The sequence below is a fragment of the Nocardiopsis sp. MT53 genome (assembly GCF_019598965.1).
GTDB lineage: Bacteria > Actinomycetota > Actinomycetes > Streptosporangiales > Streptosporangiaceae > Nocardiopsis > Nocardiopsis changdeensis.
On sequence record NZ_CP080599.1, the window covers coordinates 6,666,716 to 6,689,980 of the forward strand.

Here is a 23,265-nt window from a genome sequence, read left to right on the forward strand (position 1 = left end):
TGGGCTCCCGGGCGGGCGTCAGCCCGGTGGTCCGCACCGGGAGCGCGGAACAGGGCGCCGGCGGCCCCGGCACCCGGACCACCCGGGCGGGGGTCAGCCCGGCGGCGGGCCGCCGGGGGCGCGGGCCGTGTGTTCGAGCACGCGGATCGCCAGCTGCACCCGGTTGGTGACGTGCAGCTTCGCGTACAGGTTGCCGAGGTGGGTCTTCACCGTCGCCACGCTCAGGCCGAGCTCCTCGGCGATCTCGGCGTTGGTCCGGCCCTCGGCGACGAGCCGTCCGACCTCCCACTCCCGCGAGGTCACGTACCCGGGCGGCCCGGCGGGGTCCGGGTCCGCGGCCTCCGCCGCCCCGCCCCCGGTCCCGCCGTTGGCCGCGGCCAGCGCCACGAGCCGGGACAGGACACTGGGCGAGAACACCGGCCGGCCGCGCGCCGCGTCGTGGATCGCCGTCACCACGGTCTCCGGCGGGGACTCCTTGAGCAGGAACGACACCGCGCCCCCGCGCAGCGCCTCCAGGAGGTAGTCGTCCGTGTCGAAGGCGGTCAGGACGATGACGCGCGCCCGGGAGCCCGCCGCCCGCAGCTCCCGGACGGCCTCCAGGCCGTCGGTGCCGGGCATGCGCACGTCCATGAGGACCACGTCCGGGTCCAGCGCCGCGACCTGGGCCACCGCCCCCGCCCCGTCCGATGCCTCGCCCACGACGGCGATGCCGTCGGTGCCGTCGACCATCAGCCGCAGGCCGGCGCGCATCAGCGCCTCGTCGTCCACGATGAGCACCCGCACGGCGGGCTCTCCCGAGCCCCCGGTCAACGCCGCCACGGGACCCTCACCTCCACCTCGAACCGGTCGCCCACGCCACCGTACCCGGTGGTGCCCCCCAGCAGCTGCGCGCGCTCGGCGACACCGATGAGCCCGAGCCCGGTTCCCTGGGCCGGGGGCGCGCCGCCGGCCAGGGGGTTGGAGGCGCGCACCGACAGCTCGTCGCCCTCGCGGGCGAACACGAGGGTCACCGGCTCCCCCGGCGCGTGCTTGCGCGCGTTCATGAGCAGCTCGGAGGTGATCCTCGCCAGCGACACGGCGGTCGTGGGGGACAGCGATCCGAGGTCTTCGGGGGCCAGTCCGTGCCATCGCGCCTCGACCGGCCGCCCGGCGGCGCGCGCCTCCTCGATCAGGTCGGTGACGGCCCCGGGGGCGGGCAGCGGCGCGGTGTCGGGGTGCGACGGGCCGTCGTCCCCGACGGCCCGCAGCGCCGAGAGCACCTCGCGCAGGACGCCGTTCGCGTCCGCCGCGGCGTCCCTGACCGTGCGGGCCGCCTCGCTCATCCGGTCCGGCGGCAGGTCGGAGCGGTAGGCCAGGGCGCCCGCGTGCATGGCGATGATCGCGAGCTGGTGGGAGAGGCCGTCGTGCATGTCCCGCGCGATGGCGTTGCGCTCCTCGGCGCGGGTCCGGGCGATGTCGGCGCTGCGGCCGCGCTCCGTCGCGACCCGGGCGCGCTCGGCGGCTTCGGCCCGCTCCTCCAGGCTGGCCAGCAGCGCCTCCCGCGTGCCCAGGGCGTAGCCCCACAACAGCGGGACCGCCGTGCAGAGCGCGAGGGCGGGGACCACGAAGAGGAGGGGCTCCTGCGGGATCCCGGTGAGGTCGGCGTACAGCCACGAGAACGCCGTGCCCGCGCCCACCGTGCCCGCCATGACCAGGCCGGCCAGGGGGTAGGAGCGCCGGGCCCCCAGCCGCACGATCGCGACGGCGCACGCGGGCAGCGCCCAGGCGCTGACGATCCCGGCGGGGATGAGGAGGAGGTTGCCCGTCCGGGACCGGTGGACGGGACCCACGGCGACGCAGGCGACCAGGCCCACCAGCGCGTCCACCAGCAGGAACACGATCATCACCACGGGTTCGCCGGGTTCGGGCTCTTCGAGCTGGAAGCCGAGCACCAGGAGGAAGAGGAGCGGTCCCAGCAGGCTGCACAGCACCGAGACGAACACGGCGCGCACGCCGCGCCGCCGGTGGAACGCGCGCCTTCGGCGCGTGTCCGGTCCGGGCGCCTGCATCACGGATTCGGTCACGCCGCCATCCTAGGGACGGCGCCGGGCGCACCGGATCAACCGATCGGCTGATGCGCCTCCGCCGCGCGGATGAGGCGCGGTCCTGGTCCGAACGACCGATCCGCCGCGCGGCGCGGGCGGGCAGCCTGGGGGCATGACCGCAGAAACCCTTCCTGTGCGGCCCCGCCCGAACACGGGGCTGCCGTACCACCGGCTCACCCTCCTCGAACACCGCACGTCCCGGTGGTGGCGGCCGCTGGCGACCGTCGCCGTGGCCTGTGCGCTGTTCGTGGTGCTCGGCCTCCTGAGCGTCGTGGTCCTGCCCCTGGCCTCGATGTTCGTGACGTGGCTGCCCGAGCCGTCGGACGCCGACTCCTTCGCCCTGGACAACCCGACCGACGTGCTCCTCACCTTCGGGATGCTGGCCCTGATGATCCCGGCGGTCCTCCTCGGCGCGCGCTGGGGCGGCGGCCGTTCGCGGATCCTCCACTCGGTCGCGGGCCGGCTGCGCTGGCGGATGATGCTCACGGCGGCCGCCGTCCTCGTGCCGCTCTACGCGGCCGTGTACTGGGGGGCGTTCCTGCTCGACCCGCCCGCCGACGCCTCGGTGCCGCGGGCGGACCCCATGCTCGTCGTCGGGCTCCTGCTCTGCCTGGCGCTGGTCCCGTTGCAGTGCGCGGCCGAGGAGTACGCGTTCCGGGGCCTGCCGCAGCAGGTCCTGGGCACCTGGCTGCGCTCGCCCCTGTGGGGGATCGTGCTCCCGGTGCCGCTGTTCATGCTCGGGCACGGCTACGACTGGGTGGGCCAGGTGGACATCGCGGTCTTCGCGCTGTGCATGGGCTTCCTCGTGTGGAAGAGCGGGGGCCTGGAGCTGGCGATCGCCGTCCACACCGCGAACAACCTGACGCTGCTCCTGGCGGCGCCGTTCAGCCCCTCGTCCCTGGACCAGGGCGCGGTGGACCCCGCCACCCTCCTGATCTCGGTGCCGCTCACCCTCGTGTCCACCGCCGGCCTGGCCCTCTGGTTCTCACGCGTCCACGGGCTGCGGCCGTTCGAGCCGCTCCGGGGGACGGGCGGGGCGCAGACCGTCCCCGCTCCCGACGCCCTCCCCCGCGAGGCGCGGCCGGCCGCCCCGTCCCTCTGAGCACATGTGCCGGTAGCGCCCCGCCCCGGTGGCCGGACACGGTGCCCCGCCCCGCTCTCCCCCGGGGCGCGGGCACCGTCCGCCGTTCAGGGGGAGGGCACGGCCCCGGGGGCCGCGGACACCCCCTCCGCGGGGCGTCGGCGGAGGCGCCACAGGCGGGTGCCCGCCACTGCGGCACAGACCAGGGCGGCCGAGACCAGCAGGACCAGTTCGGCGGGGACGCCGTAGAACCGCTGCAGCCAGGTCCCCTCCCGTCCGCCCATCACGAACGTCACCGCCGGGTCGAAGGCGGCCAGGGCCAGCGGCGGCAGGGCGTAGGGCGCCAGGCGGACCGCCGCCCGCCACCGGGGCCGGCCCGCGCGGGCCGCCGCCCAGGCCGGGGCGCGCAGCACCCCGCGCACACCCAGGGCGAGCACCGCGAGGGTGGCCGCGCCCAGGACGGCGTCCACCTTCCACAACACCGAGTCCGCCGGGGCGGGTGTCCGCCCCTCGGTCAGGTCGATCAGCCCCTCGGCCAGGGCCCAGGTGTCCTCCTCGGTGAGCGCGATGCCGACGTTGGTCAGGACGGCCACGCCGTACCCGGTCTCCGGGACGAGGACCTGGTAGGCGGTGTGCGTGGAGTTCGTGCCGCCGTGCCAGACCTGGACCCGGGACGCCCCGTCGGCGGGGCCGCGGCGCATCCAGCCGAGCCCGGTGCGCCCGTTGGGCGCGGAGGGCGTGTGCGCCTCCTCCACCGTCTCCGGCGAGACGACGCGGGGCCCGCCCGGGACGGCGCCGCCGTTGAGGTGGAGCAGCAGCCAGCGGGCCATGTCGTCGGCGGTGGAGACCATGTCGCCCGACCCGGTGGCGAAGTGCGCGGGCTCGGCCACGGGCAGGTTCAGGCCGTAGGCGCGGAAGTGGCCGGGCGCCGTCCGGGCCCCGTCGGAGGCCGACCGGGTGTCGGCCATCCCGGCCGGGGCCAGGACGGCGCGCTCCAGGTACGCGGTGAAGGGTTCGCCGGTGACGGTCTCCACCAGGCGGGCCGCGACGTGGTAGTTGGGGTTGTGGTAGTTCCACTCCCGGCCCGGGGCCGCGGCGAGCCGGGCTCCGGACAGGCGGTCCACGGCCTCGGCGAGGGTGGCGGGTTCGGGGCCGTCGGGCAGGCCGAGGTCGTGCAGCCCCGAGCTCTGGTCGAGGACCTGGCGGACGGTGATGTCCGCGCCGCGGGGGTCGGCGGTGGCGAACCCGGGCAGGTGCTCGCGCACCGGGTCGTCGAGGCCCAGGGCCCCCTCCTCGACCAGGCGCAGGACGGCCAGCGCCGTCATGGACTTGCTCAGCGAGGCGACGGGCAGCGGGGTGTCGGTGCGCAGCGGGCGGCCGTGGCCGTCGCGGCCGTGGGCGCCGGTGTGCACGACCCGGTCGCCGTGGACCACCGCGAAGGCCGCGCCGGGCAGGCCGGTGCGTTCCAGGTGGTCGGCGACGAAGGCGTCCAGTTCGGCGGGGGCGGGTCCGGCCGGGGCCGCGGAGGCCGGGGGCGCCGGGGCCAGGACGGCCAGGCAGGCCAGGGCCGCGGCGGCGAGGGCGGTGCTCTTGAAGGGCATGCGGAGGACGGTAGGTCCCGGGCCCGGGGGCGGGCCTCCCCCGAACGGGTGCGGGTGGGGCGGGCGACCGGCACTTTCGGGTGAGGCGGCCGGGGCCGGGGCGCGCGTAGCCTGGGCCGGTGCACAGAGGACGAGGGCCCGACACGCTTCGGGCGGGACTGCTGGCCGCGGCGACCGCGGCCGCGTGCGCGTTCCCGGTGACCGATCCGTCCGCCCTGCCCTGGCCCTCGCTCGCGGTGGCGGCGGCCGCTGCGGCCGCGGGCCGGTGGGGCCCGTACGGGCGCCCGGGGGCGGTGCTCGCCGGGGTGTGCGCCGCGGCCTGGCCGGCGGCGGCGCTCGTGCGGGGGGCCGACCCGACGCTCACCGCCGCGCAGGCCGGGTTCGCGGTGCTGTGCACGGTGCTGCCGTGGCTGGTGGGGCGTGCGCTGCGGTACCGGTCGGAGGTCACCGACCTGGGATGGCGCCGGGCCGAGCTGCTCGAACGCGAACGCGCGCTGGTGGCGGCCCGGGAGCGCGCCCGGACCCGGGAGCGGATCGCGGCGCGCATGCACGACTCCCTGGGCCACGACCTCAGCCTGCTGGCGGTCCGGGCCGGGGCCCTGGAGGTGGCCGAGGGCCTGTCGCCGCAGGACTACCGGCGCGGCGCCGCGGAGCTGGGCGCCGGGGCCATCGGCGCGGTCGAGCGGTTGCAGGAGATCATCGGCCTGCTCGACGGGCCCGACACGGACCCCGAAGGCACGGCCGAGCACCGGGCTCCCGGGATCCCCAGGGCCGGCGGAGCGGTCGGCCCCGACGCCCTGGAGGGGCTGCTGGCGGGGGCGCGCGGCGCGTCGGTGGAGGTGTCGGCGGCCGGCGCGGAGCTGTGGGAGGACATGGCGCCCCCGGTGCGCGTCCTCGCGCACGCCGTGGTGCGCGAGGCGCTGACCAACGCGGTCAAGCACGCCCCCGGCGCGGCGGTGGCCGTGGACACCTCCCGGACGGGGGACGGCGGGTTCGCCGTGGCGGTGCGCAGCGCCCCCGGCCGGGACGGCCCCGCACCGGCCTCCGGCGGGCGCGGGCTGGCCGGACTGCGCGACCGGGTGGCGGCCGCGGGCGGCGTGTTCGAGGCGGGGCCCGGGGAGGACGGCGGTTTCCGCGTGGCGGCCCGGCTGCCCGCACGGCCGGACCCCGCGCCCGGACCGGGCGGTTCGGAGTCCGACCGGCGGCGCGGAGCCGCGCGCCGCGCCCGGCGCGCGGCGGTGCAGGCCGCCGCCGTCCCGGCCGCGCTGCTGCTGCTCGTGGTCCTGGCCTGGTCCGGGTACTACGCTTCCGCGTCGGCGCGGGCCGTGCTGCCGCCGCCGGTCTACGCCGGGCTGGAGGTCGGCGCGCCGCGTTCCGCGGTGGAGCCGCTGCTGCCGCCGCGGACCATGCTCGACCCGCCCGAGGCGGCGGCGCCCTCCGGCTGGGAGTGCGTCCACTACCGTTCCGGCACGGGGTGGCCCGGGAGCGCGGGGAGCGCGTACCGGCTGTGCTTCGCGCAGGACCGGCTGGCCGCCAAGGACGAGGTACCGCTCAACGGGGAGGGGACGCGATGATCCGGGTGCTGCTGGCCGACGACGAATCGCTGATCCGGTCGGGCATCGCGGCGATCCTGGGCTCCGACCCGGGGATCACCGTGGTGGGCGAGGCCGCCGACGGCCGGGAGGCGGCCGACCTGGCCGCGCGGGAGCGCCCGGACGTGGCGCTGCTGGACATCCAGATGCCGGGGGTGGACGGGTTCGCCGCGATCGAGGCGGTGCGCGCGGCCTCCCCTGCCACGGCGGTGGCGATGCTCACCACCTTCGGCCGGGACGAGTACGTGGCCCGGGCGCTGGACGGCGGGGCCAGCGGGTTCCTCCTCAAGGCCTCTCCCCCGCGCGAGCTGCTGGCCGGGGTGCGGGCGGTGGCGGCGGGCGGCGCCGTGCTGTCGCCCAAGGTCACCGGCCGGGTCATCGAGGGCTTCCGGCGGCGCCGGGGCGCGGACGCCCACGCCCGGCTCGACACCCTCAGCCCGCGCGAGCGCCAGGTGCTGGCCCAACTGGGCTCGGGGGCCTCCAACGCCGAGATCGCGCGCACCCTGCACCTGGCCGAGGACACGGTCAAGACGCACGTCAGCGCGGTGCTGTCCCGGCTGGGGGTGCGCAACCGGGTGCAGGCGGCGATCATCGCCCACGACGCCGGGCTCTCGGAGACCGCGCGCGACTAGGCTGACCGTGTGAACGACCCGGATGTCGCCCGCCTGCTGGTGCGCGTGATCAACATCAGCAACCGCCTGGCGCGCTACGCCGCCCACGAGACCGGGGAGCGGACCTCCCCGGCGACTTGGCGGGCGCTGAGCGTGCTCCAGGAGAAGGGGCCGCTGCGGCTGGGCGTGCTGGCCGAGTTCTGCCGGGTGCGCCAGCCCACGATGACGGTGATCGTGGAGTCCCTGAACGCCTCGGGGTACGTGCTGCGGCGGCCGGATCCGGCGGACGGGCGGGCGCACCTGCACGAGCTGACCCCGGCGGGCGCCGAGGCGCTGGACGACTGGCGCCGCCGGGTCGGCGAGGCGCTGCTGCCGCTGTTCGACGACCTCTCCGAGCACGAGCGCGCCCTGCTGGCCGACGCGGTGGCGCTGCTGGACGGGCGGTTGCGGCGCGGCGAGGGCTGACCGGCTCCCCCGGTGCGCGCCGGGGAATGCGCGGGGATTAACATAGGTTACCTATATGAATTCCCGTGAGGGCCCCGACCGCAAGGCCGCCGTCCTCCCCACCTGAACCCGTGAAGGAGCCGTATCCCCATGGTGGCGGAGACCGCAACACCCACCGTGTCCACCCCGGAGGCGCCGTCCCTCCTCAGGCAGCCGCGGGCCGTCTGGGCCGTGGCGTTCGCCTGCGTGATCGCGTTCATGGGAATCGGGCTGGTCGACCCGATCCTGCCCGCGATCTCGCGCAGCCTCGACGCCACCCCCACCCAGACCTCGCTGCTGTTCACCAGCTACCTGGTGGTCACGGGCCTGGCCATGCTCGTCACCAGCTGGGTCTCCAGCCGCCTGGGCGCCAAGCGGACGCTGCTCGCGGGGCTCGCGCTGATCGTCGTGTTCGCCGCGGCCGCCGGCTCCGGGGACACCGTGGAGGCCGTCATCGGGTTCCGTGCGGGCTGGGGCCTGGGCAACGCCTTCTTCATCTCCACCGCCCTGGCCACCATCGTCGGCGCCGCCAGCGGCGGCTCCGCCGCGGCGATCGTGCTCTACGAGGCGGCGCTGGGCCTGGGCATCGCCACCGGGCCGCTGATGGGCGGGCTACTGGGCGGCGTCAGCTGGCGCGGCCCGTTCTTCGGCACCGCGGTGCTGATGGCGGTCGGATTCCTCACCATCGCCGTGCTGCTGCGCGGGGACACCGTCCCCAAGGGCGACCCGGTGCCGCTGTCGGCGCCGTTCGCCGCGCTGCGGGTGCCCGGGCTCCTGGTGCTGTCCCTGATCGCGCTGTTCTACAACATCGGGTTCTTCGCCCTGCTGGCCTACACCCCCTTCCCGCTGGGCCTGGACGAGACGGGGCTGGGCCTGGTCTTCTTCGGCTGGGGCCTGGGGCTGGCGGTCACCTCGGTGTTCGGCGCGCCGCTGCTGACCCGGCGGCTGCCGCGCACCGGCGTCCTGTGGGCCACCCTGCTGCTGCTCGCGGCGGACCTGGTGGCGGCGGGCGCCCTCATCGGTTCGCGACCCGGGCTGATCACCTGCGTCATCGTCGGCGGGCTGCTGCTGGGCGTGCTCAACACCGTGCTCACCGAGTGCGTCATGGAGGCGAGCGACCTGCCCCGGTCCGTGGCGTCCTCGGCCTACTCCGCGGTCCGCTTCCTGGGCGGCGCGGTCGCCCCGCCCGCCGCCTCGGCGATCGCGGTCGCCGTCTCCCCCGGCGCCCCGCTCTACGCGGCCGCCGGATCGGTGGCGGTGGCCGCGCTGATCGCCCTGGCCGGCCGCCGGGTCCTGCGCCGCGTGGACGACGGCCCCGAGCCCGCGGAGGTCGAGGCCGAGGCCATCACCCGCGGTGCCTGACCTACCCCGCCCGGCCCACCGACTCCCGTGCCCGGCGCAGCAGGTCGGCGGGATCGGCGGCGTCCGGGTTCAGCAGGGCCGCGGTCTCCTCGGTCGGCTCGCCCAGGACGGCGTCCACCACGGCGAACTCGTCGAGGGGGCGGCCGTAGTAGACCTGGAAGTGGTCGCGGTAGTGCATCTCGGGGGCCGGGTGGAAGAGGCCCTCCAGCAGCCACCCGGAGCCGTCGTCCATGTCGCCGGGGACCCCGGTCCCCCACCGGCCCGACCCGTCCCGCCACCAGATCAGCGCGCTCACCGAGAGCGGGTCGCCGCCGTTGAAGCCGGGGTCGGCGAGGACGTCCGCGAACTCCGCGGGCAGGAGGTCCACGGTCCCCGGCCGGTGCTCCTCGCCGTTGGCGTAGGGGCTCATCGGCGACTCGTGGTCGAAGCAGCGGATCACCGCGGACGTGTCGGAGAAGGCGATCGCGTAGTCGTCCCCTCCCCCGTTGGCCATGGTCGCCAGGTCCCACCCGGGGCGCGGGCCGGCGCGGAAGGCGTGCTTGCGGTAGGGGCTGTCCGGGGCGATGAGGAACTCCAGCAGCGCGATCCTGCGGGAGAGGTCCCGCACCCGGTCGGGCGCGGGCAGGCGGCGGGCGGTCTCCGGTGCGTTCATGCGGACCATTCAACCCCGCCCCGGTGACACGCGCCGCCCGCCCGCCCCGCCCTCGGGCGGGCCGGACGGGCGGGCGCCGGGGCGCGGGTCAGCCCTGGGCGGCGGGGATGACGCTGCCGCCGAACTCCTCCTCGATGAACGCCGCGGTCTCGGCCGAGGTGAGCAGCTCCACCAGGGTGGCGATGCGCGGGTCGTCGGCGTTGTCGGCGCGGGCGGCCAGGATGTTCACGTACGGGTTGTCCTCGAAGGCCTCCAGCAGGATGGAGTCCTCCTGGAAGTCCAGCCCCGCCTCCTGGGCGTAGTTGTTGTTGACGATGGCGGCGTCCACGTCGTCCAGCGAGCGCGGCAGCTGGGCCGCCTCGACCTCGCGGAATACCAGGTCCTTGGGGTTGTCCTCCACGTCGTCCAGGGAGAAGGTCGCGGCGTCGGCGTCCTCGGAGAGGGTGATGAGGCCGCCTTCCTGGAGCAGGAGCAGGGCGCGGAACTCGTTGGTGGGGTCGTTGGGCAGCGCGACCTCCGCGCCCTCGGGCAGGTCGTCGACCGCGTCGACGGTGCGGGAGTACAGCCCCAGCGGCGGCAGGTAGACCTGCTCGACGGCCACCAGGTCGGTGCCGTTGCCCTCGTTGTACTCCAGCAGGAACGGCTCGTGCTGGTACAGGTTGACGTCCAGCTGCCCCTCCGCCAGGGCGGCGTTGGGCGCGATGTAGTCGGAGTACTCGACGATCTCCAGGTCGAGGCCGGCGTCCGCGGCGAGCTCGGCGTCGACGAACCCGAGGATGTCGCCCGCGGGGACCGCGGTGGCGCCGACGGTGAGGACCTCGGTGCCCTCCGCGGGGGCGGCCGCGTTCTCGGAGGGGGCGCCGCAGGCGGCCACCGCCAGGACGGCGGCGGCGGTGGGGGCGGCGAGGGTCAGGCGGCGCATCGTCGGGGTCCTTTGCACGGTTCCGGTCGGTTATTTCCTACTTATCCGACCTTAAATCAGGACTAACCGCCGCCGCGACCGCGCGCGGACTTCTGTGACAAACCGCACGGATGGGTACTTTTCCGGCGTTCCTCCAGGTTACCGGCCCCTCAGACGGCCTCCCGCCGCTGGAGGTAGGAGAACGCCCCCCACCCTGGCAGCACCGGGAACCAGAACGTGAGCACCCGGAACAGCAGCACCGCGGGCAGCGCCACCGCCGCGGGGACCCCCGCCACCGTCGTCAGCCCGCCGATGAGCGCGGCCTCCACGGCGCCCAGCCCGCCCGGGGTGGGCGCCGCGGAGCCGACCGCGTTCCCGGCCAGGAACACCACGGCGACCGCCACCAGGCTCACCTGCGCGGCGTCCGGGGCGAACGCCAGCACCGAGAAGTACAGGCACAGCACGAACGCCACCGTCAGCAGCACGGTCCCGCCCAGCCCGATCGCCAGGGAGGCCGGCCGTTGCAGGGTGTCCAGCAGCCGGGGCAGCACCCCGCGCAGGTAGGGCCGCACCCGGTCGGCGATCGCCCGGCGCAGCTTCGGCGCCAGCAGCACCGCCGCGACGAGCACGGTGACGGCGATCGCGATGGTCACCACCGTCGGCGAGGGCGTGAACCCCGTCCAGTACGAGGTCCCGGTCAGGTAGGCGCACACCAGCAGCAGCGGCACGTGCACCAGCAGCCCGACCAGCTGGCCGAGCCCGACCCCCGACAGCGCCAGCGGGGTGGACGCCCCGGCCTTGATCGCGAACCGGGTGTTGACGGCGATCGACCCCAGCCCCGCCGGGGCGGCGATGCGCACGAACGACGCCGCGTACTGCACCAGCACGCTGCGCCACCAGGGCAGCCTGACCGGCACGAAGCCGATGAGCACCATCGCCGCCGCGACCATGCACACGGTGGACATCGCGAACGCGGCCAGCGCCCACCCCGGGTCGGCCCGGCCGACGGCGCTCAGGTCCACGCCGGTGAGCTGGTAGAGCAGGACCAGGCCGACCACGGTGGCGACGATGACGCTGACCACGGTGCGCGGCCGCATCCGCTCCACCCGCGCCGGTTCGGCGGGAGCCTCGGGGGCGACCTCGACCACCGCCTCGCGCAGCCGGCCGATGAGCCCCTTGCGGGCGCGCAGCGCGCGGCGCAGCGGGTAGGGCAGCCCGGGCGGTTGCAGGAACGGCAGGATCGCGGCGGTGGCGGGCACCCCCAGAGCGCGCACGGCGGAGGCGACGGCGCGTTCGGCGCCCACCCGGGTGGCCAGCAGGGCGACCAGGGCGGCGGAGTCCAGGGAGACGGTCAGGGGCGGCGCGGCCACCGAGCCGCGGCCCACCCCGGTGAACACGATCCCCCCGTGCTCCAGGTCGGTCCCGACGGTGGCCCCGTGCAGGTCGCCGTGGGCGATGCGGTGCCGGTGCAGCAGCCCCAGCGCCTCCCAGCAGCGGTCGAGCAGGGCGTCGGTGAACTCCTCCTCGGCCAGGTCGTCCAGGGGCCGGACCCCGGGCAGCTCGCGGACCAGCAGGACGGTGCCGGGCCGGGGCTCGCCGACGGCCAGCACCCGGGGGGTGGCCACCCCGGCGTCGCGCACGGCGTGGGCCATGAGGGCGGCGTGCTCGGCGCGGCGGCGCACCCCGTAGAGCATGCGGGGGGCGAAGGGGCCGCGCAGCAGCAGCAGGTCGCGCAGCCTCCGCCAGAACCCGGCGGTGTTCTCCGAGCCGAGCACGACGGCCTCGGCGCGCCCGCCGCCGGCCAGTTCGACCAGGTGGCGGGGGTCGCCCTCGGGGTCGGTCCCGGCCGGGACCACGTCGGCGGGCTCCAGGCCGAACCGGCGCAGCTCGGCGCGGATCGCGTCGTCGGCGGGGGGCGGGGTGCCCGCGCCGACGGCGTAGCCGAGCAGCCCGGCGCAGGTGGCGCCGGCGACGGCGGTGAGCAGCAGGGCGGGCAGGCTGGTGACCCCGGCCAGCAGGGCGCAGGCGGCGGCGGTGGCGGTGGCGGCCCACAGCAGGGAGCGCACGCGGGGCTGGCCGGCCGGCATGGTGAGGAGGTAGGCCAGGGCGGCGGCGACATAGCCCAGGGTGGCGCCGGTGAACAGGTCGCCGGGGGCGCCGGGCAGGCCCGGGGGGACCCGGTCGGGGCCGATGAGCGTGTACAGGACCGCGTTGACCAGGGAGGTGAGCGCGTAGGCGGCGACGGCGGCCGCGCCGGCCCGCAGCAGGTCGCGCAGGGCCCCGGTGAAGAGGGTGATCAGGACCGAGGCGCAGATCAGGACGATGAGGGCGAGGTTGGCGCCCAGCGCGGCGAGGAAGAGCGGTCCGGCGGGCAGCAGGGAGCGCAGGGCGTCGGGGCCGGCCTGGCCGTCGGTGGCGGCCCGGGCGGCGAGCAGGATCACCGCGATCACGCACAGTCCGCCGACCCCCACGAGGAGGTCGACGGGTCTGCGCGGAGCGCGCACTGTGGTGGGGCCGGGGGACGGGTCCCCCGTGGCGGTCGTCGTCACCCCACCAGCCTGCCCGACGGCGGGAGTGCACGGGCACCGGGACGGGGGCGTTTCGCGCGGTCCGTTCGGCGCCTCCCGGCCGCCCCGGCGCGCGGCGCCCCGGAGACGCGGACGGGGGCGCCCGGCGGGCGCCCCCGTGCCCGGGGCCGTGTCGGGCCGGGCCGTGTCGGGCCGGACGGCGTCAGGCCGGCGGGGGCAGCAGTTCGCGCCGGTAGGCCGGGACCAGGTTGCGCGGTACGAGGTACTCGCGTCCGCCCAGGGTGAGGGGCACCAGGTCGGGGGTCTTCGCCCGCCACTGCGAGCGGCGCGTGCGGGTGTTGGCGCGCGACATCCTGCGCTTGGGTACGGCCATCGTGTCCTGTCCTGGAATGTTCGGCGGCGGGGCCCGCGGGCCCCGCCGTCACCGTGTGTCTTACTTGTTGTAGCGGCGCTTGAAGCGCTCGACGCGGCCGGCGGTGTCCACGACGCGGGCGTTGCCGGTGTAGAACGGGTGGCTCGCGCTGGAGATCTCGACGTCGATCACCGGGTAGGTGTTGCCGTCCTCCCACTCGACCGTCTTGTCGCTGGTCCGGGTGGACCGGGTGAGGATGGCGAAGTCGCCGGCGCGGTCGCGGAAGACGACGGGGCGGTAGTCGGGGTGGATGCCCTTCTTCATGTCCGTGTGCCCTTTCCGGGGTCGGGGTGCGTGTACGCGGTGGCGGCCGGGGTGCGGCGCGGGGTCAGCGCTCTTCCCTGAAGTCGACGTGGCGGCGGACCACCGGGTCGTACTTGCGCAGGGTGAGGCGGTCGGGGTTGTTGCGCCGGTTCTTGCGGGTCACGTAGGTGTATCCGGTCCCGGCCGTGGACTTGAGCTTGATGATGGGGCGGACGTCGTTGCGCGCCATGGGACTCTCCTTCACCTGTGGACTGCGGGGCCGCTGTGCACCCTAGAAGGAAATGATAACCGTTTTTATTTCCTCCGCGCGACGCGAGTCCCGCCTGCGGGCAATTGGTTACTCTGTGTGGTTATCTCATCACTATTGGAGAGATTCGTCGCGAGCGCGACACACCCCCGGAGGGGACCCATGCCCGACCGCACCCGGCCGACCGCCGCGGCCGCACCCGCCGTGTCCCGGCGCAGCCTGCTCTGCGCCGCGGGCGCGGGGACCCTGGCCGCCGCCCTGGGCGGAACGCCCGTCCCGGCCCTGGCCGCCCCCGACGACGGGGCCCCGGGGTTCACCGAGGTCCCGGTGACCCGCACCGACCGGGTGACCGTCCCGGCCGGGTACACCGCCCGCGTCCTGCTGCCCTGGGGCGCGCCGATCGCCCCGGGCGGGCCCGTCTGGCGGCCCGACGCCTCGAACACCGCCGCCCACGCCGGGCAGCAGGTCGGCACCGGGCACAGCGGTCTGCACTACCTGCCGCTGGGCCCCTCCCGCGAGGGCACCCGCAACGGTGTGCTGGTGCTCGGGCACGGCGCGCTGGACCCGGCGCTGCTGCACCCCGACGGCGGCCGCGCCGACACCCCCGAGCGCGCCGCCAAGGAGATCGCCTCCCTGGGGGCGACCGTGGTGCGGGTCGAGCTGTCCGAGGGGCGCTGGCGGATGGCGCGCGACGAGCTCAACCGGCGGATCACCGCCGACACCCCCGTGGTGTTCTCCGGCCCCCTGGCCGAGCACGAGGCCTTGGACACCGGGGCCGAACCGCTGGGCACCACCGGCGGGTCCGCGTACGCGGTCACCCCCTGGCACACCTACCTGACCGGGGAGGACGCCTTCGCCGACGCCTTCGGGACCCGGGACCCCTCCTGGCGCCCGCGGTCCGAACACGAGGCCTACGGGCTGACCGCGGACTCCGCCCGCGGCTGGCACCGGCACCTGTCCCGGTTCGACCTGGCCCGCACGCCCGGGGAGGCCGACCGGTTCGGCTGGGTGGTGGAGATCGACCCGTTCGACCCGCAGGGCCCGCCCGCCAAGCGCACCGCGCTGGGGCGGCTGGGGCACAGGGGGCTGGTCGTCGCCCGGTCGCTGGGGCGCCCGGTGGTGTACATGACCGACGACGCCCACGTGTACAAGTTCGTCGCCGCCCGCCCCTGGAGGGAGGCGCGCGGACCGTCCGCGAGCCCGCTGGACGAGGGCGCCCTGTACGCGCTGCGGCTGGACGCGGACGGGACGGGGACCTGGCTGCCGCTGGCCCACGGCCGCACCGGGCTGACCGCCCGGGACGGGTTCGCCGACCAGGCCGCCGTGCTGCTGCGGGCCCGCCGGGCGGCCGCCGCGGTGGGGGCGACCGGGTTCCGGGGGCCGGGCCGCCCGGCGGTCCACCCCCGCACCGGGGAGGTGTACCTGCCCGAGGCCGGAGAGGGCGGCGGCGGCCGCCTGCTGGCCTGGACCGAGGGGGCGATGGACCACGCCGCCACCGTCCTGGCCTGGCGGGAGTTCGCCCGGGCGGGGCAGGGCACGGGGTTCGCCTCGCCCGGCGGGGTGTTCTCCGGGGCGGACGGGCGGCTGTGGATCACCACCGACGTGACCGGACTGGGCCGGGACGACGGCCGCGAGCAGCTGGGCAACAGCGCCCTGCTGTGCGCCGACCCGGACAGCGGACGGGTGCGCCGCTTCATGACCGGACCGCGCGGGTGCGGGATCGCGGGGGTGAGCGCCACCCCGGACCAGCGCACCCTGTTCGTGGCGGTGCGCGGGCCGGGGTCCTCCGACGCCCGCTGGGGCGAGCCCACCGCAGAGGACCCGCGGGCGGTCGGCAACTGGCCCGGGTTCGACCCGCAGGGCCGCCCCCGCTGCGCGGTGGTGGCGGTGCGCAAGGACGACGGCGGGACCGTCGGCACCTGACCGGCGGGGGCGGGGGTCAGACCTCGCGGCCGGGCAGGGCCCGCCAGTACTGGCGGTGCTCCCGGTCGCGCACCACCAGGCCCCGGTCGGCCAGCGCGGCGCGCAGCTCGGCGGCGTCGTCGGCGTCCTTGCGCTCCAGGGCCTCCTGGCGGGTGCGCAGCAGCGCCTGGGTGCGGGCGTCCAGGTCGGGGGTGCCGTCCAGCCAGCGCTGGAACGCGTCGGCGTGCGGGTCGCCCTCGGACCACGCGTAGCCGTGCGCCTCGAAGGCGGCGCGCAGCCGCTTCGCCTTGTGGTCGGTCCGGGCCCGCACCGCCTCGGCGGTGCCGGCGTCCAGGACCACCAGCTCCCGGCCGTCCAGGAAGGCGGTCCCGAAGCGCTCGCGCGGGACCTCGGCGGTCTCCCCCGAGGCGGTGACGCGCACGGCCTCCCCGTCCACCTTCACCGTGATGACCTCGTCGTACGACATCAGCGCCAGGAAGCACCCGGCCACCACGCCGATGACCGTCAGGACGGCGGTGAGGATCGGCCCGCTCACCCCCGCCAGCAGTTCGAGCTTGTCCGCCCCCGGGAGGAACGGCAGGGCCAGGACCCAGTCGGGCAGGGCGAGCAGCCAACCCGGGAGCAGGGACAGCAGTCCGCCCGCGGCCGCTCCCAGCGGCAGGAGGACGCCCCACACGGACAGGTGGTAGGCCGCACCGTGGCGGACGACGGCGGGCGGGGCGGCGGGCTGGGCGGTCACGTTCACTCTTTCCTCGGTGTTCACGGTGTCCCTCCTCGGCGGGGTCGGCGGCGGGCGACCGGGCGGCCGTCGCGCACGACCAGGGCGACCCGGCGCAGGGAGCCGGGGTCGGTGCGCGGGTCGCCGCGCACGATCAGCAGGTCGGCGGGGGCGCCGGGGGCCAGCGGGGCCCCGGCGCCCAGGGTGCGGGCGGGCCCGGTGGTGGCGGCCGCCAGGGCCTGCGCCGGGTCCAGGCCGCAGGCGGCCAGCAGCTCGATCTCGCGGACCAGGCCCGCGCCCGGGCGCACGGCGGGCATGCCGCTGTCGCTGCCCGCCAGCACGGTGCCGCCCGCCTCGTGGAACTCCAGGACGCGGCGGCGCAGGGTCCGTGCGGTGTCGGCGTCCAGCGCCGCCTCGGTGACGGCGAGGGTGGGCGCGAGGGTGACCCCGCGCGCCACCATGGCCTCCAGCATCTCGGCGGGCCAGCCGGCCAGCGGCCCGCGCGGCTCCAGGTGCTGGAGGTGGTCGACCCCGGCCTCCAGCAGTTCGGCCAGGTCCGGCAGGGTCCCCCAGTGGGCGACCACGGGGACGCCGTGCCGGTGGGCCTCGTCCGCGATGGCGGCCAGTACGGGCGGGGCGATCGGCTCCAGCGACCGCCGGGCGGGGTCGCCCCGGTCCTGGACGACCTTGACCACGTCGACGGGGTCGTCCCCGCCGGCCAGTGCCGCGACCTGTTCGCGGGCCTGTCCGGGACTGCGGGGGACACGGACCCAGTCGTCGCCGGGCGAGGCGCCGATGGTGGCGACCGGGTGGCCGCCCGGCGCGGTGAAGAGCGGTCCGGCGATGCGCACGCGCGGACCGGCCAAGGTGCCGTCCGCGGCGCGGCGGCGCAGGTCGTGGACCCAGGCGTTCTCGTCGCCCAGGCTGCACACGGTGGTGACGCCGTGGGCGAGGAAGGCCCGCCGCTTGCCCGGCTGGAAGCGCAGGTGGTCGGCGATCGCCCGGACCGTGGCGAGCGGGCCCCGGCCGTCGGGGGCGCCCAGGTGGACGTGGGTGTCCACCAGGCCGGGCAGGACGGTGCACCCGGGCAGCGGGACCTCGCGGGCCCCGGCGGGGACGGAGGCCACACCCACGGCGGCGATCCGGCCGTCCTCGATGACGAGGGCGCCGTCGACCGGTGCCAGGTCGCCGCCGGCCAGCGCGGTGACCCGTGTCAGCGCCACGGTTCCGGATTCCATGGACCCTCCTGTGGTGGACTCACTCCTAGTTGAGCATATAGTATCCTGTACATGCAACCAGGAAATGAGTCGGAGGGGTCCGGGGAGACGTTCGTGGAGGCCGCCCGGCGCGACCAGATCGTGCGCGCCGCCATCGCGACCATCGCGGACGAGGGGTACGCCAAGGCGTCGTTCGTGCGCATCGCCGGGCGGGCGTCGATCAGTCCCGGCCTGATCACCTACCACTTCAAGACCAAGGAGCGGCTGATCCGGCGCGTCATGCAGGACATCGCCGCCCGGCTCGACAAGGCCATGGAGGGCGGGGAGGAGCCGCTGGAGGGGTTCGAGGACGGCCTGCGCCGGATCATCACCGGCAACGTCGCCTACTGCGCGAGCAACCCCGAGGAGATGGCGGCCCGGCGGGAGATCGTGTCCGCCGCCACGTTGCCCGAGGCCCTGCGCGCCGAGCTGGACGCGGAGGAGCTGGCCGGGCGGGCCGAGCTGACCGGCTTCCTCACCGAGGGGCAGCGGTACGGGGAGTTCCGGGGGTTCGACCCGGAGGTCTTCACCGACGTGCTGTTCGCCGCGCTGCGGGGCGCCCCGGCCGTCCTGCGCGAGCGGCCCGGCGTCTCCCCCGACGCCTACGGCCGCGAGCTGGCCGACCTGTTCTGCGCCGCCGCCACCGGGCGCCCGCCCGCGGCGTTCTGAGGGTCCCGGCGAACGCCGACGGGGGCCGGCCCGCGGATCGCGGACCGGCCCCCGTCGTGGCCCGGTGTATCAGACCGTGTTCTCCCGAACCTCCACTGCGCTTCGGTCCGTGCCCGGCGCCCCCTGGGGGCGGGCCCCCGGCCCCGCCGGGCGCCTGGCGAACCCCCGGCGGCGCGGGAGGGCGTTCGGGGAACAGACCCTAGACGGCCTGGGCGCGCAGCGCCTCGCGCTCGGCGCGCTGGCTGCGGGCCTCGTCCGGGTCCAGCAGCGGAGCGGCCGCCAGCAGCTGGCGGGTGTAGTCGCTCTGCGGGTTCTCGTAGATGGAGTCGCTGTCGCCCAGCTCCACGATCTCGCCCTTGCGCATCACCGCGACCCGGTCGCTGACCTGGCGCACCACCGCCAGGTCGTGGGCCACGAAGATGTAGGTCAACCCGAAGTCGTCCTGCAGCTCCGACAGCAGACGCAGCACCTGGTCCTGGGTGGACACGTCCAGCGCCGACACCGGCTCGTCGCAGATGATCAGCTTGGGCTTGAGGATCAGCGCCCGCGCGATCGCGATCCGCTGGCGCTGACCGCCCGAGAACGCGTGCGGGAACCGGTTGTAGTGGTTCGGCTGGAGCCCGACCCGGTCCAGCAGCTCCTGCACCTCGCGCTTGATCTTCTTGGTGTCGCGCTCGCCCTGCACCCGCAGCGCCGTCCCGATCGCGTCGCCCACCGTCACACGCGGGTTCAGCGACGAGTACGGGTTCTGGAACACCATCTGCACATCACGCCGCAACGGACGCAGCGCGCGCTCGGACATGTGCGTGATGTCCTGGCCCTCGAAGACCACCCGGCCCCGGGTGGGCTCCAGCAGGCGCATGACCATCCGCGACAGCGTGCTCTTGCCCGAGCCCGACTCGCCCACGATCCCCAGCGTCTCACCCTTGTACAGGTCGAAGCTGACGCCGTTGACGGCCCAGAAGTCGGTGGAGCGGCCCATGGCCCCGCCGCGCACCTTGAAGCGCTGGGCGACGTCCTCGACCTTGAGCAGCGGCTCGCCGTCGGTGGAGGCGGGGGTGAACGCCTCGAACTTCGCCGGGTCGGTGACGGTCCCCTCGCGCTTCTCCTTCTCCAGGCGGTCGGCGCGGTCCTGGGCGCGGCGCTGGGCCCGGGAGACCTCCACCCGCGGCACCGCCGCCAGCAGCGCCTGCGTGTAGGGGTGCTCCGGCGCCGACAGCACCGTGCGCACGTCCCCGCGCTCCACCGCCACACCGTGGCGCATCACCACGACCTCGTCCACCGACCCCGCCACCACGGCCAGGTCGTGCGAGACCAGGATCAGGGCCATCCCCAGATCCCGGCGCAGCTCGTCCAACAGGTCCAGGATCCGCGCCTGCACCGTCACGTCCAGCGCCGTCGTCGGCTCATCGGCCAGCAGCACCTTGGGATCGCACATCAACCCCATCGCGATCACCACACGCTGGCGCATACCACCGGAGAACTCGTGCGGATACGAATTGATCCGCTTCTCGGGCTGGGGGATCCCCACCCGGTCCAGCGCCTCGACCGCGCGCTTGAGCGCGACGGACTTGGACGCCTTGGGGTGGTGGACCCGGTAGGCCTCGACCAGCTGGTTGCCGATGGTGTACTGCGGGTGCAGCGACTGCATCGGGTCCTGGAAGACCATCGCGATGTCGTTGCCGCGCATCGCCCGCAGCTGCCTGTCCGTGGCGGTCACCACGTTCTTCCCGGCCACCTCGATGGCGCCGGTGATCTTCGCCCGGCTGCCGCGGTGCAGGCCCATCAGGGCCAGCGAGGTCACGCTCTTGCCCGAGCCCGACTCGCCCACGATGCCGAGGGCGCCCCCGGCGGGCACCTCGAAGGACAGTCCGTTCACCGCCTGGACGTCGCCGTCCATGGTCGGGAACGTCACCCGCAGGTCGTCCACGCGGACGACGGGCTCGGTCGAGGCCATGTCACATTCCTTCACTAGAGCTGATCGGTACCGGCGCGGGGTCAGGCCGCGATGCGCACCCGCGGGTCGACCAGCGGGTACAGCAGGTCGACGATCAGGTTGCAGACGACGATGAAGACGGCGCCCAGGAGCGTCACACCGAGCACGACCGGCAGGTCCTTGCCGATGATCGCGTCGATGGCGTAGGCGCCCACGCCCTTGAGGGAGAACACCTTCTCCGTGAGGATGGCGCCGCCCAGGACCAGGCCCAGGTCGAGGCCGAAGATCGTCAGGATGGGCGTGAGCGCGGGGCGCAGGGCGTGCTTGAAGATCACCTTGCGCTCGCTCAGGCCCTTGGCCCGGGCGGTGCGGATGTAGTCCTCGCCCAGCACCTCCAGCATGCCCGCGCGGGTCTGGCGCGCGTACTGGGCGGCGTGCAGGAACGCCAGGGTGATCCAGGGCAGCAGCATCGCGGTGAACCAGGCACCGGGGTTCTCGGTCAGCGGCGTGTAGCGCGGGACCGGGAGGACCTTCCACTCGTGGACGATGAAGGCCAGGGCCAGCAGGCCGGTGAAGTAGATCGGCAGGGACACGCCCACCAGGGCGGTGCCCATCGCCAGGCGGTCGAAGAGGCTGCCCTTCTTGACCGCGGACAGGACGCCGACGGCCACGCCGCCGATGAGCCAGATCACGGCGGCGCCGAGCGCCAGGGACACGGTGATCGGCAGGCGGGCGAGCAGCTGCTCCAGCACGGGGCTGTTGGTGGTGAAGGAGTAGCCCAGGCAGGGGGCCGCGCACTCCACCGTCTCCCGGCCGAACTGGAACTGGTCGCCGAAGACCAGGGACCGGATGAAGTCGAAGAACTGCACGATGACGGGCTGGTCCAGGCCCAGCCGCTCCACCGTGGCGTCGAGCGCCTCGGGGGTCGGGGCCTTGCCCACGTACATCGCGGCCATCCCGCGCGGGGTCACGCCCGCCCACTTGGGCAGGACGTAGAAGATCCAGAAGGTCACCGCCGTGACGACGGCGAGCAGCAGCAGTCCCGCACCGAGGCGGCGAAGAATATAGTTCAGCATCGCGGTCGGCGGCGGGGGTCCACGGGGCCGTGGACCCCCGCCGCGTTCACCTGCCTTCTCGTACTAGTTCAGGCCGGTAGGGGCGTTAGCCCCGGTTCACGCCGAGGGCCATGTAGTCGTACATGGCGTAGGACGACGTGTAGTAGACGTTGGTCAGCTCGTCCGAGCGGTAGAACATCGCGCGGTCGAACACGACGGGCAGGATGGCGGCCTGCTCCATCACCAGGGTGTCGATCTGGCCGTAGATGTCGGCGCGCTCGTCCGGGTCCTCGGTGGTGAGGGCCTGGTCCCAGAGCTCGTTGACCTCGGGGTCGTCCAGCTCGGAGGTGTTGTAGTTACCGGTCTCCTGGATGGCGTCGCCGGCGGTGATCTTGTAGCCGAAGCCGTAGCCGCTGGCCCAGTCCGGGATCCAGCCCGAGACGCTCAGGCCGATGTTGTTCTCACGGACGTAGTCCTGGGAACCGGCGTACTGCGCGAAGAAGTCCTCGGCCGGGAAGGTCTTGATCTCCAGCTCGATGCCGACGCGCTTGAGCGACTCCTGGAGCGACTCGGCCGTGGCCAGGTCGTTCGGGCGACCGTCGCGGACGGCGATGACGGTGTCGAAGCCCTCGGGCTCGCCGCACTCCTCGAGCTTCTCCTGCGCGGCCTCGAGGTCGCCCTTGTTGTCCTCGGACGGGTAGAGGTTGGCCTCGGGGTCCGAGCCGGGGATGGTCGGCGGGAGCAGGTTGGTGGCCAGGTCGCCACCGGTGTCGCCGCCCCAGGCGCGGTGCAGGCTGTCACGGTCGGCCGCGTAGGCGATCGCCTGGCGGCAGGCCGTGTCGAGGACCGGGGTGTGGACGTTGACGTAACGCAGGGCACCGGACAGCGGGTTGTCCAGGTTGTCCTCGTAGGTCCCCAGGTCCTGGAGGAACTGGCTCTTCATGGCCGGGCCGACGCCCACGCCGGACAGGTCGACGTCGAGCTCGCCGTTGACCAGGCGCTGGTCGATCTCGTTCTGCTCCACACCGATCTCGACGGTGACCTCGTCCGGCAGGGCCGGGCGGATCGGGTCGGTCTCGGGGTCCCAGTGCTCGTTGCGGACCAGGTTCAGCTTCACGCCGGGCTCGTAGGCGCCGTCGAACTTGTACGGGCCGGAGGAGAGGACGTTCTCCCGGTACAGCGCGCCGCGGTCGGCCTCCTGGGGCACCGGGGCGGTCTGCGGCTGGGTCAGGATGTAGGGGAACTCCGAGAAGCTCTCCTTGAGGTGGAAGACCAGGGTGTAGTCGTCCGGGGTCTCGACGGCCGTGAAGGTGGCCATCGGGTCGTCGACGTCGTAGACGTTGAACGGCTCCTGGTCGAGGCTGGACTCGAAGTAGCGCGGGCCGTTGGGCAGCTCGCCGCCGTTGTAGTTGGAGCGGGCGATCGCGTACTTGATGTCCTGGGCGGTGATCTCGGAGCCGTCCTCGTACTTGAGGCCCTCCTGGATCTTGACCGTCCACTCGGTGAAGTCCTCGTTCGGCTCGGGCATGCCGGCGGCGAGGTCCGTGGTCAGCTCGGTGGACGCCTCGGCCGGGGCCGGGGTGAACGCCAGCAGCGTACGGGCGTAGTAGCGGGTGAAGTTCCAGCTGAAGCCGTAGTACGTGTCGCCCGGGTCCGTGGAGTCGAAGTCCGACGAGATGGCGTACCGCAGGGTGCCGCCCGTCTGGTCGGACGGGTTCACGATCTGGGTCGAGCCGGCGTCGTACCCGGCGGCCGCGGCGGCGTCGCCGGACTCGCCGGTGTCGCCGCCACCGCACGCGCTAAGGAAGATGGACGCCGCCGCACCGAGTGCGACGAAGCCGAGGGTGCGTTTCCTCAAGGAACTGCCTCTCTTGCGAACCTGATGTGGGG

Annotated in this window: 21 protein-coding genes; 7 read left to right on the plus strand and 14 right to left on the minus strand. The window is 74.9% G+C overall.

Annotated features, from left to right (window positions below; genetic code table 11):
• Positions 1–93: 93 nt before the first annotated feature.
• Positions 94–819 carry a response regulator transcription factor gene (locus K1J57_RS29765; RefSeq protein ID WP_255646701.1) on the minus strand — a complete coding sequence of 242 codons (726 nt, stop codon included), beginning with the start codon at positions 817–819 and terminating at the stop codon, positions 94–96.
• A complete protein-coding gene (locus K1J57_RS33815; protein ID WP_255646702.1) occupies positions 807–2,063 on the minus strand; it encodes a sensor histidine kinase in 1,257 nt (418 codons plus the stop codon). Before K1J57_RS33815 ends, K1J57_RS29765 begins: the two co-directional genes overlap by 13 nt.
• A 133-nt stretch (positions 2,064–2,196) precedes the next feature.
• Here K1J57_RS33815 and K1J57_RS29770 point away from each other — a divergent pair, with 133 nt between their 5' ends.
• Positions 2,197–3,186, plus strand: a complete 990-nt coding sequence (locus K1J57_RS29770) for a CPBP family intramembrane glutamic endopeptidase (protein WP_220562012.1) — start codon at positions 2,197–2,199, stop codon at positions 3,184–3,186.
• 86 nt (positions 3,187–3,272) lie between these two features.
• Here the strand turns inward: K1J57_RS29770 and K1J57_RS29775 are convergent, their stop codons facing one another.
• Complete coding sequence (locus tag K1J57_RS29775) at positions 3,273–4,766, minus strand: serine hydrolase (protein WP_220562013.1); 1,494 nt, start codon at positions 4,764–4,766, stop codon at positions 3,273–3,275.
• 119 nt (positions 4,767–4,885) lie between these two features.
• On the opposite strand from K1J57_RS29775, the gene K1J57_RS29780 reads away from it, so the two are divergent.
• From K1J57_RS29780 to K1J57_RS29795, 4 genes are all read left to right on the plus strand, one after another.
• Positions 4,886–6,340 (plus strand): sensor histidine kinase, encoded by a 1,455-nt coding sequence (locus K1J57_RS29780; protein ID WP_220562014.1) that lies wholly within the window; start codon positions 4,886–4,888, stop codon positions 6,338–6,340.
• Positions 6,337–6,990 (plus strand): response regulator transcription factor, encoded by a 654-nt coding sequence (locus tag K1J57_RS29785; RefSeq protein ID WP_220562015.1) that lies wholly within the window; start codon positions 6,337–6,339, stop codon positions 6,988–6,990. The genes K1J57_RS29780 and K1J57_RS29785 overlap by 4 nt, the downstream gene beginning before the upstream one ends.
• Before the next feature lie 9 nt (positions 6,991–6,999).
• The gene (locus K1J57_RS29790) at positions 7,000–7,434 is read left to right on the plus strand and encodes a MarR family winged helix-turn-helix transcriptional regulator (RefSeq protein WP_220562016.1); all 435 of its coding nucleotides are present in this window, start codon (positions 7,000–7,002) and stop codon (positions 7,432–7,434) included.
• A gap of 129 nt (positions 7,435–7,563) precedes the next feature.
• A complete protein-coding gene (locus K1J57_RS29795; RefSeq protein WP_220562017.1) occupies positions 7,564–8,814 on the plus strand; it encodes an MFS transporter in 1,251 nt (416 codons plus the stop codon).
• Between the two features lies 1 nt (position 8,815).
• Here K1J57_RS29795 and K1J57_RS29800 read toward each other — a convergent pair whose 3' ends face one another.
• The 6 genes from K1J57_RS29800 to rpmG form a co-directional block, all read right to left on the minus strand.
• Positions 8,816–9,466 carry a hypothetical protein gene (locus K1J57_RS29800; protein ID WP_220562018.1) on the minus strand — a complete coding sequence of 217 codons (651 nt, stop codon included), beginning with the start codon at positions 9,464–9,466 and terminating at the stop codon, positions 8,816–8,818.
• An 88-nt stretch (positions 9,467–9,554) separates the two neighbouring features.
• Positions 9,555–10,388, minus strand: coding sequence for a MetQ/NlpA family ABC transporter substrate-binding protein (locus K1J57_RS29805; RefSeq protein WP_220562019.1), 834 nt, complete (start codon positions 10,386–10,388; stop codon positions 9,555–9,557).
• Positions 10,389–10,537: 149 nt separating this feature from the next.
• On the minus strand, positions 10,538–12,916 hold the full coding sequence (locus tag K1J57_RS29810) for a lysylphosphatidylglycerol synthase transmembrane domain-containing protein (protein WP_255646703.1): 2,379 nt from the start codon (positions 12,914–12,916) through the stop codon (positions 10,538–10,540).
• A gap of 181 nt (positions 12,917–13,097) precedes the next feature.
• Positions 13,098–13,268: a 50S ribosomal protein L32 gene (rpmF, locus tag K1J57_RS29815; RefSeq protein ID WP_220562020.1), complete on the minus strand. Its 171-nt coding sequence runs from the start codon at positions 13,266–13,268 to the stop codon at positions 13,098–13,100.
• 60 nt (positions 13,269–13,328) lie between these two features.
• Positions 13,329–13,571: a type B 50S ribosomal protein L31 gene (locus K1J57_RS29820; RefSeq protein WP_220562021.1), complete on the minus strand. Its 243-nt coding sequence runs from the start codon at positions 13,569–13,571 to the stop codon at positions 13,329–13,331.
• Positions 13,572–13,635: 64 nt separating this feature from the next.
• Positions 13,636–13,800 (minus strand): 50S ribosomal protein L33, encoded by a 165-nt coding sequence (gene rpmG, locus K1J57_RS29825; RefSeq protein WP_220562022.1) that lies wholly within the window; start codon positions 13,798–13,800, stop codon positions 13,636–13,638.
• 180 nt (positions 13,801–13,980) lie between these two features.
• Here rpmG and K1J57_RS29830 point away from each other — a divergent pair, with 180 nt between their 5' ends.
• Positions 13,981–15,741 (plus strand): PhoX family phosphatase, encoded by a 1,761-nt coding sequence (locus K1J57_RS29830; RefSeq protein ID WP_220562023.1) that lies wholly within the window; start codon positions 13,981–13,983, stop codon positions 15,739–15,741.
• A gap of 16 nt (positions 15,742–15,757) precedes the next feature.
• Here the strand turns inward: K1J57_RS29830 and K1J57_RS29835 are convergent, their stop codons facing one another.
• Both K1J57_RS29835 and K1J57_RS29840 read right to left on the minus strand, forming a co-directional pair.
• A complete protein-coding gene (locus K1J57_RS29835; RefSeq protein ID WP_220562024.1) occupies positions 15,758–16,504 on the minus strand; it encodes a DUF2087 domain-containing protein in 747 nt (248 codons plus the stop codon).
• Entirely contained in the window at positions 16,501–17,697 is a 1,197-nt protein-coding gene (locus K1J57_RS29840) for an amidohydrolase family protein (protein ID WP_220562025.1), read from the minus strand. Before K1J57_RS29840 ends, K1J57_RS29835 begins: the two co-directional genes overlap by 4 nt.
• A gap of 51 nt (positions 17,698–17,748) precedes the next feature.
• Between K1J57_RS29840 and K1J57_RS29845 the strand changes: the two genes are divergently transcribed.
• A complete protein-coding gene (locus K1J57_RS29845; protein WP_255646704.1) occupies positions 17,749–18,384 on the plus strand; it encodes a TetR/AcrR family transcriptional regulator in 636 nt (211 codons plus the stop codon).
• Between the two features lie 199 nt (positions 18,385–18,583).
• On the opposite strand, the gene K1J57_RS29850 is transcribed toward K1J57_RS29845, so the two are convergent.
• The 3 genes from K1J57_RS29850 to K1J57_RS29860 all read right to left on the minus strand — a co-directional run bounded on the left by K1J57_RS29850 (position 18,584) and on the right by K1J57_RS29860 (position 23,233).
• Complete coding sequence (locus K1J57_RS29850) at positions 18,584–20,341, minus strand: ABC transporter ATP-binding protein (protein ID WP_220562026.1); 1,758 nt, start codon at positions 20,339–20,341, stop codon at positions 18,584–18,586.
• A 41-nt stretch (positions 20,342–20,382) separates the two neighbouring features.
• The gene (locus K1J57_RS29855; protein WP_220562027.1) at positions 20,383–21,396 is read right to left on the minus strand and encodes an ABC transporter permease; all 1,014 of its coding nucleotides are present in this window, start codon (positions 21,394–21,396) and stop codon (positions 20,383–20,385) included.
• An 85-nt stretch (positions 21,397–21,481) separates the two neighbouring features.
• Positions 21,482–23,233, minus strand: coding sequence for an ABC transporter substrate-binding protein (locus K1J57_RS29860; RefSeq protein WP_220562028.1), 1,752 nt, complete (start codon positions 23,231–23,233; stop codon positions 21,482–21,484).
• Positions 23,234–23,265: the final 32 nt, after the last annotated feature.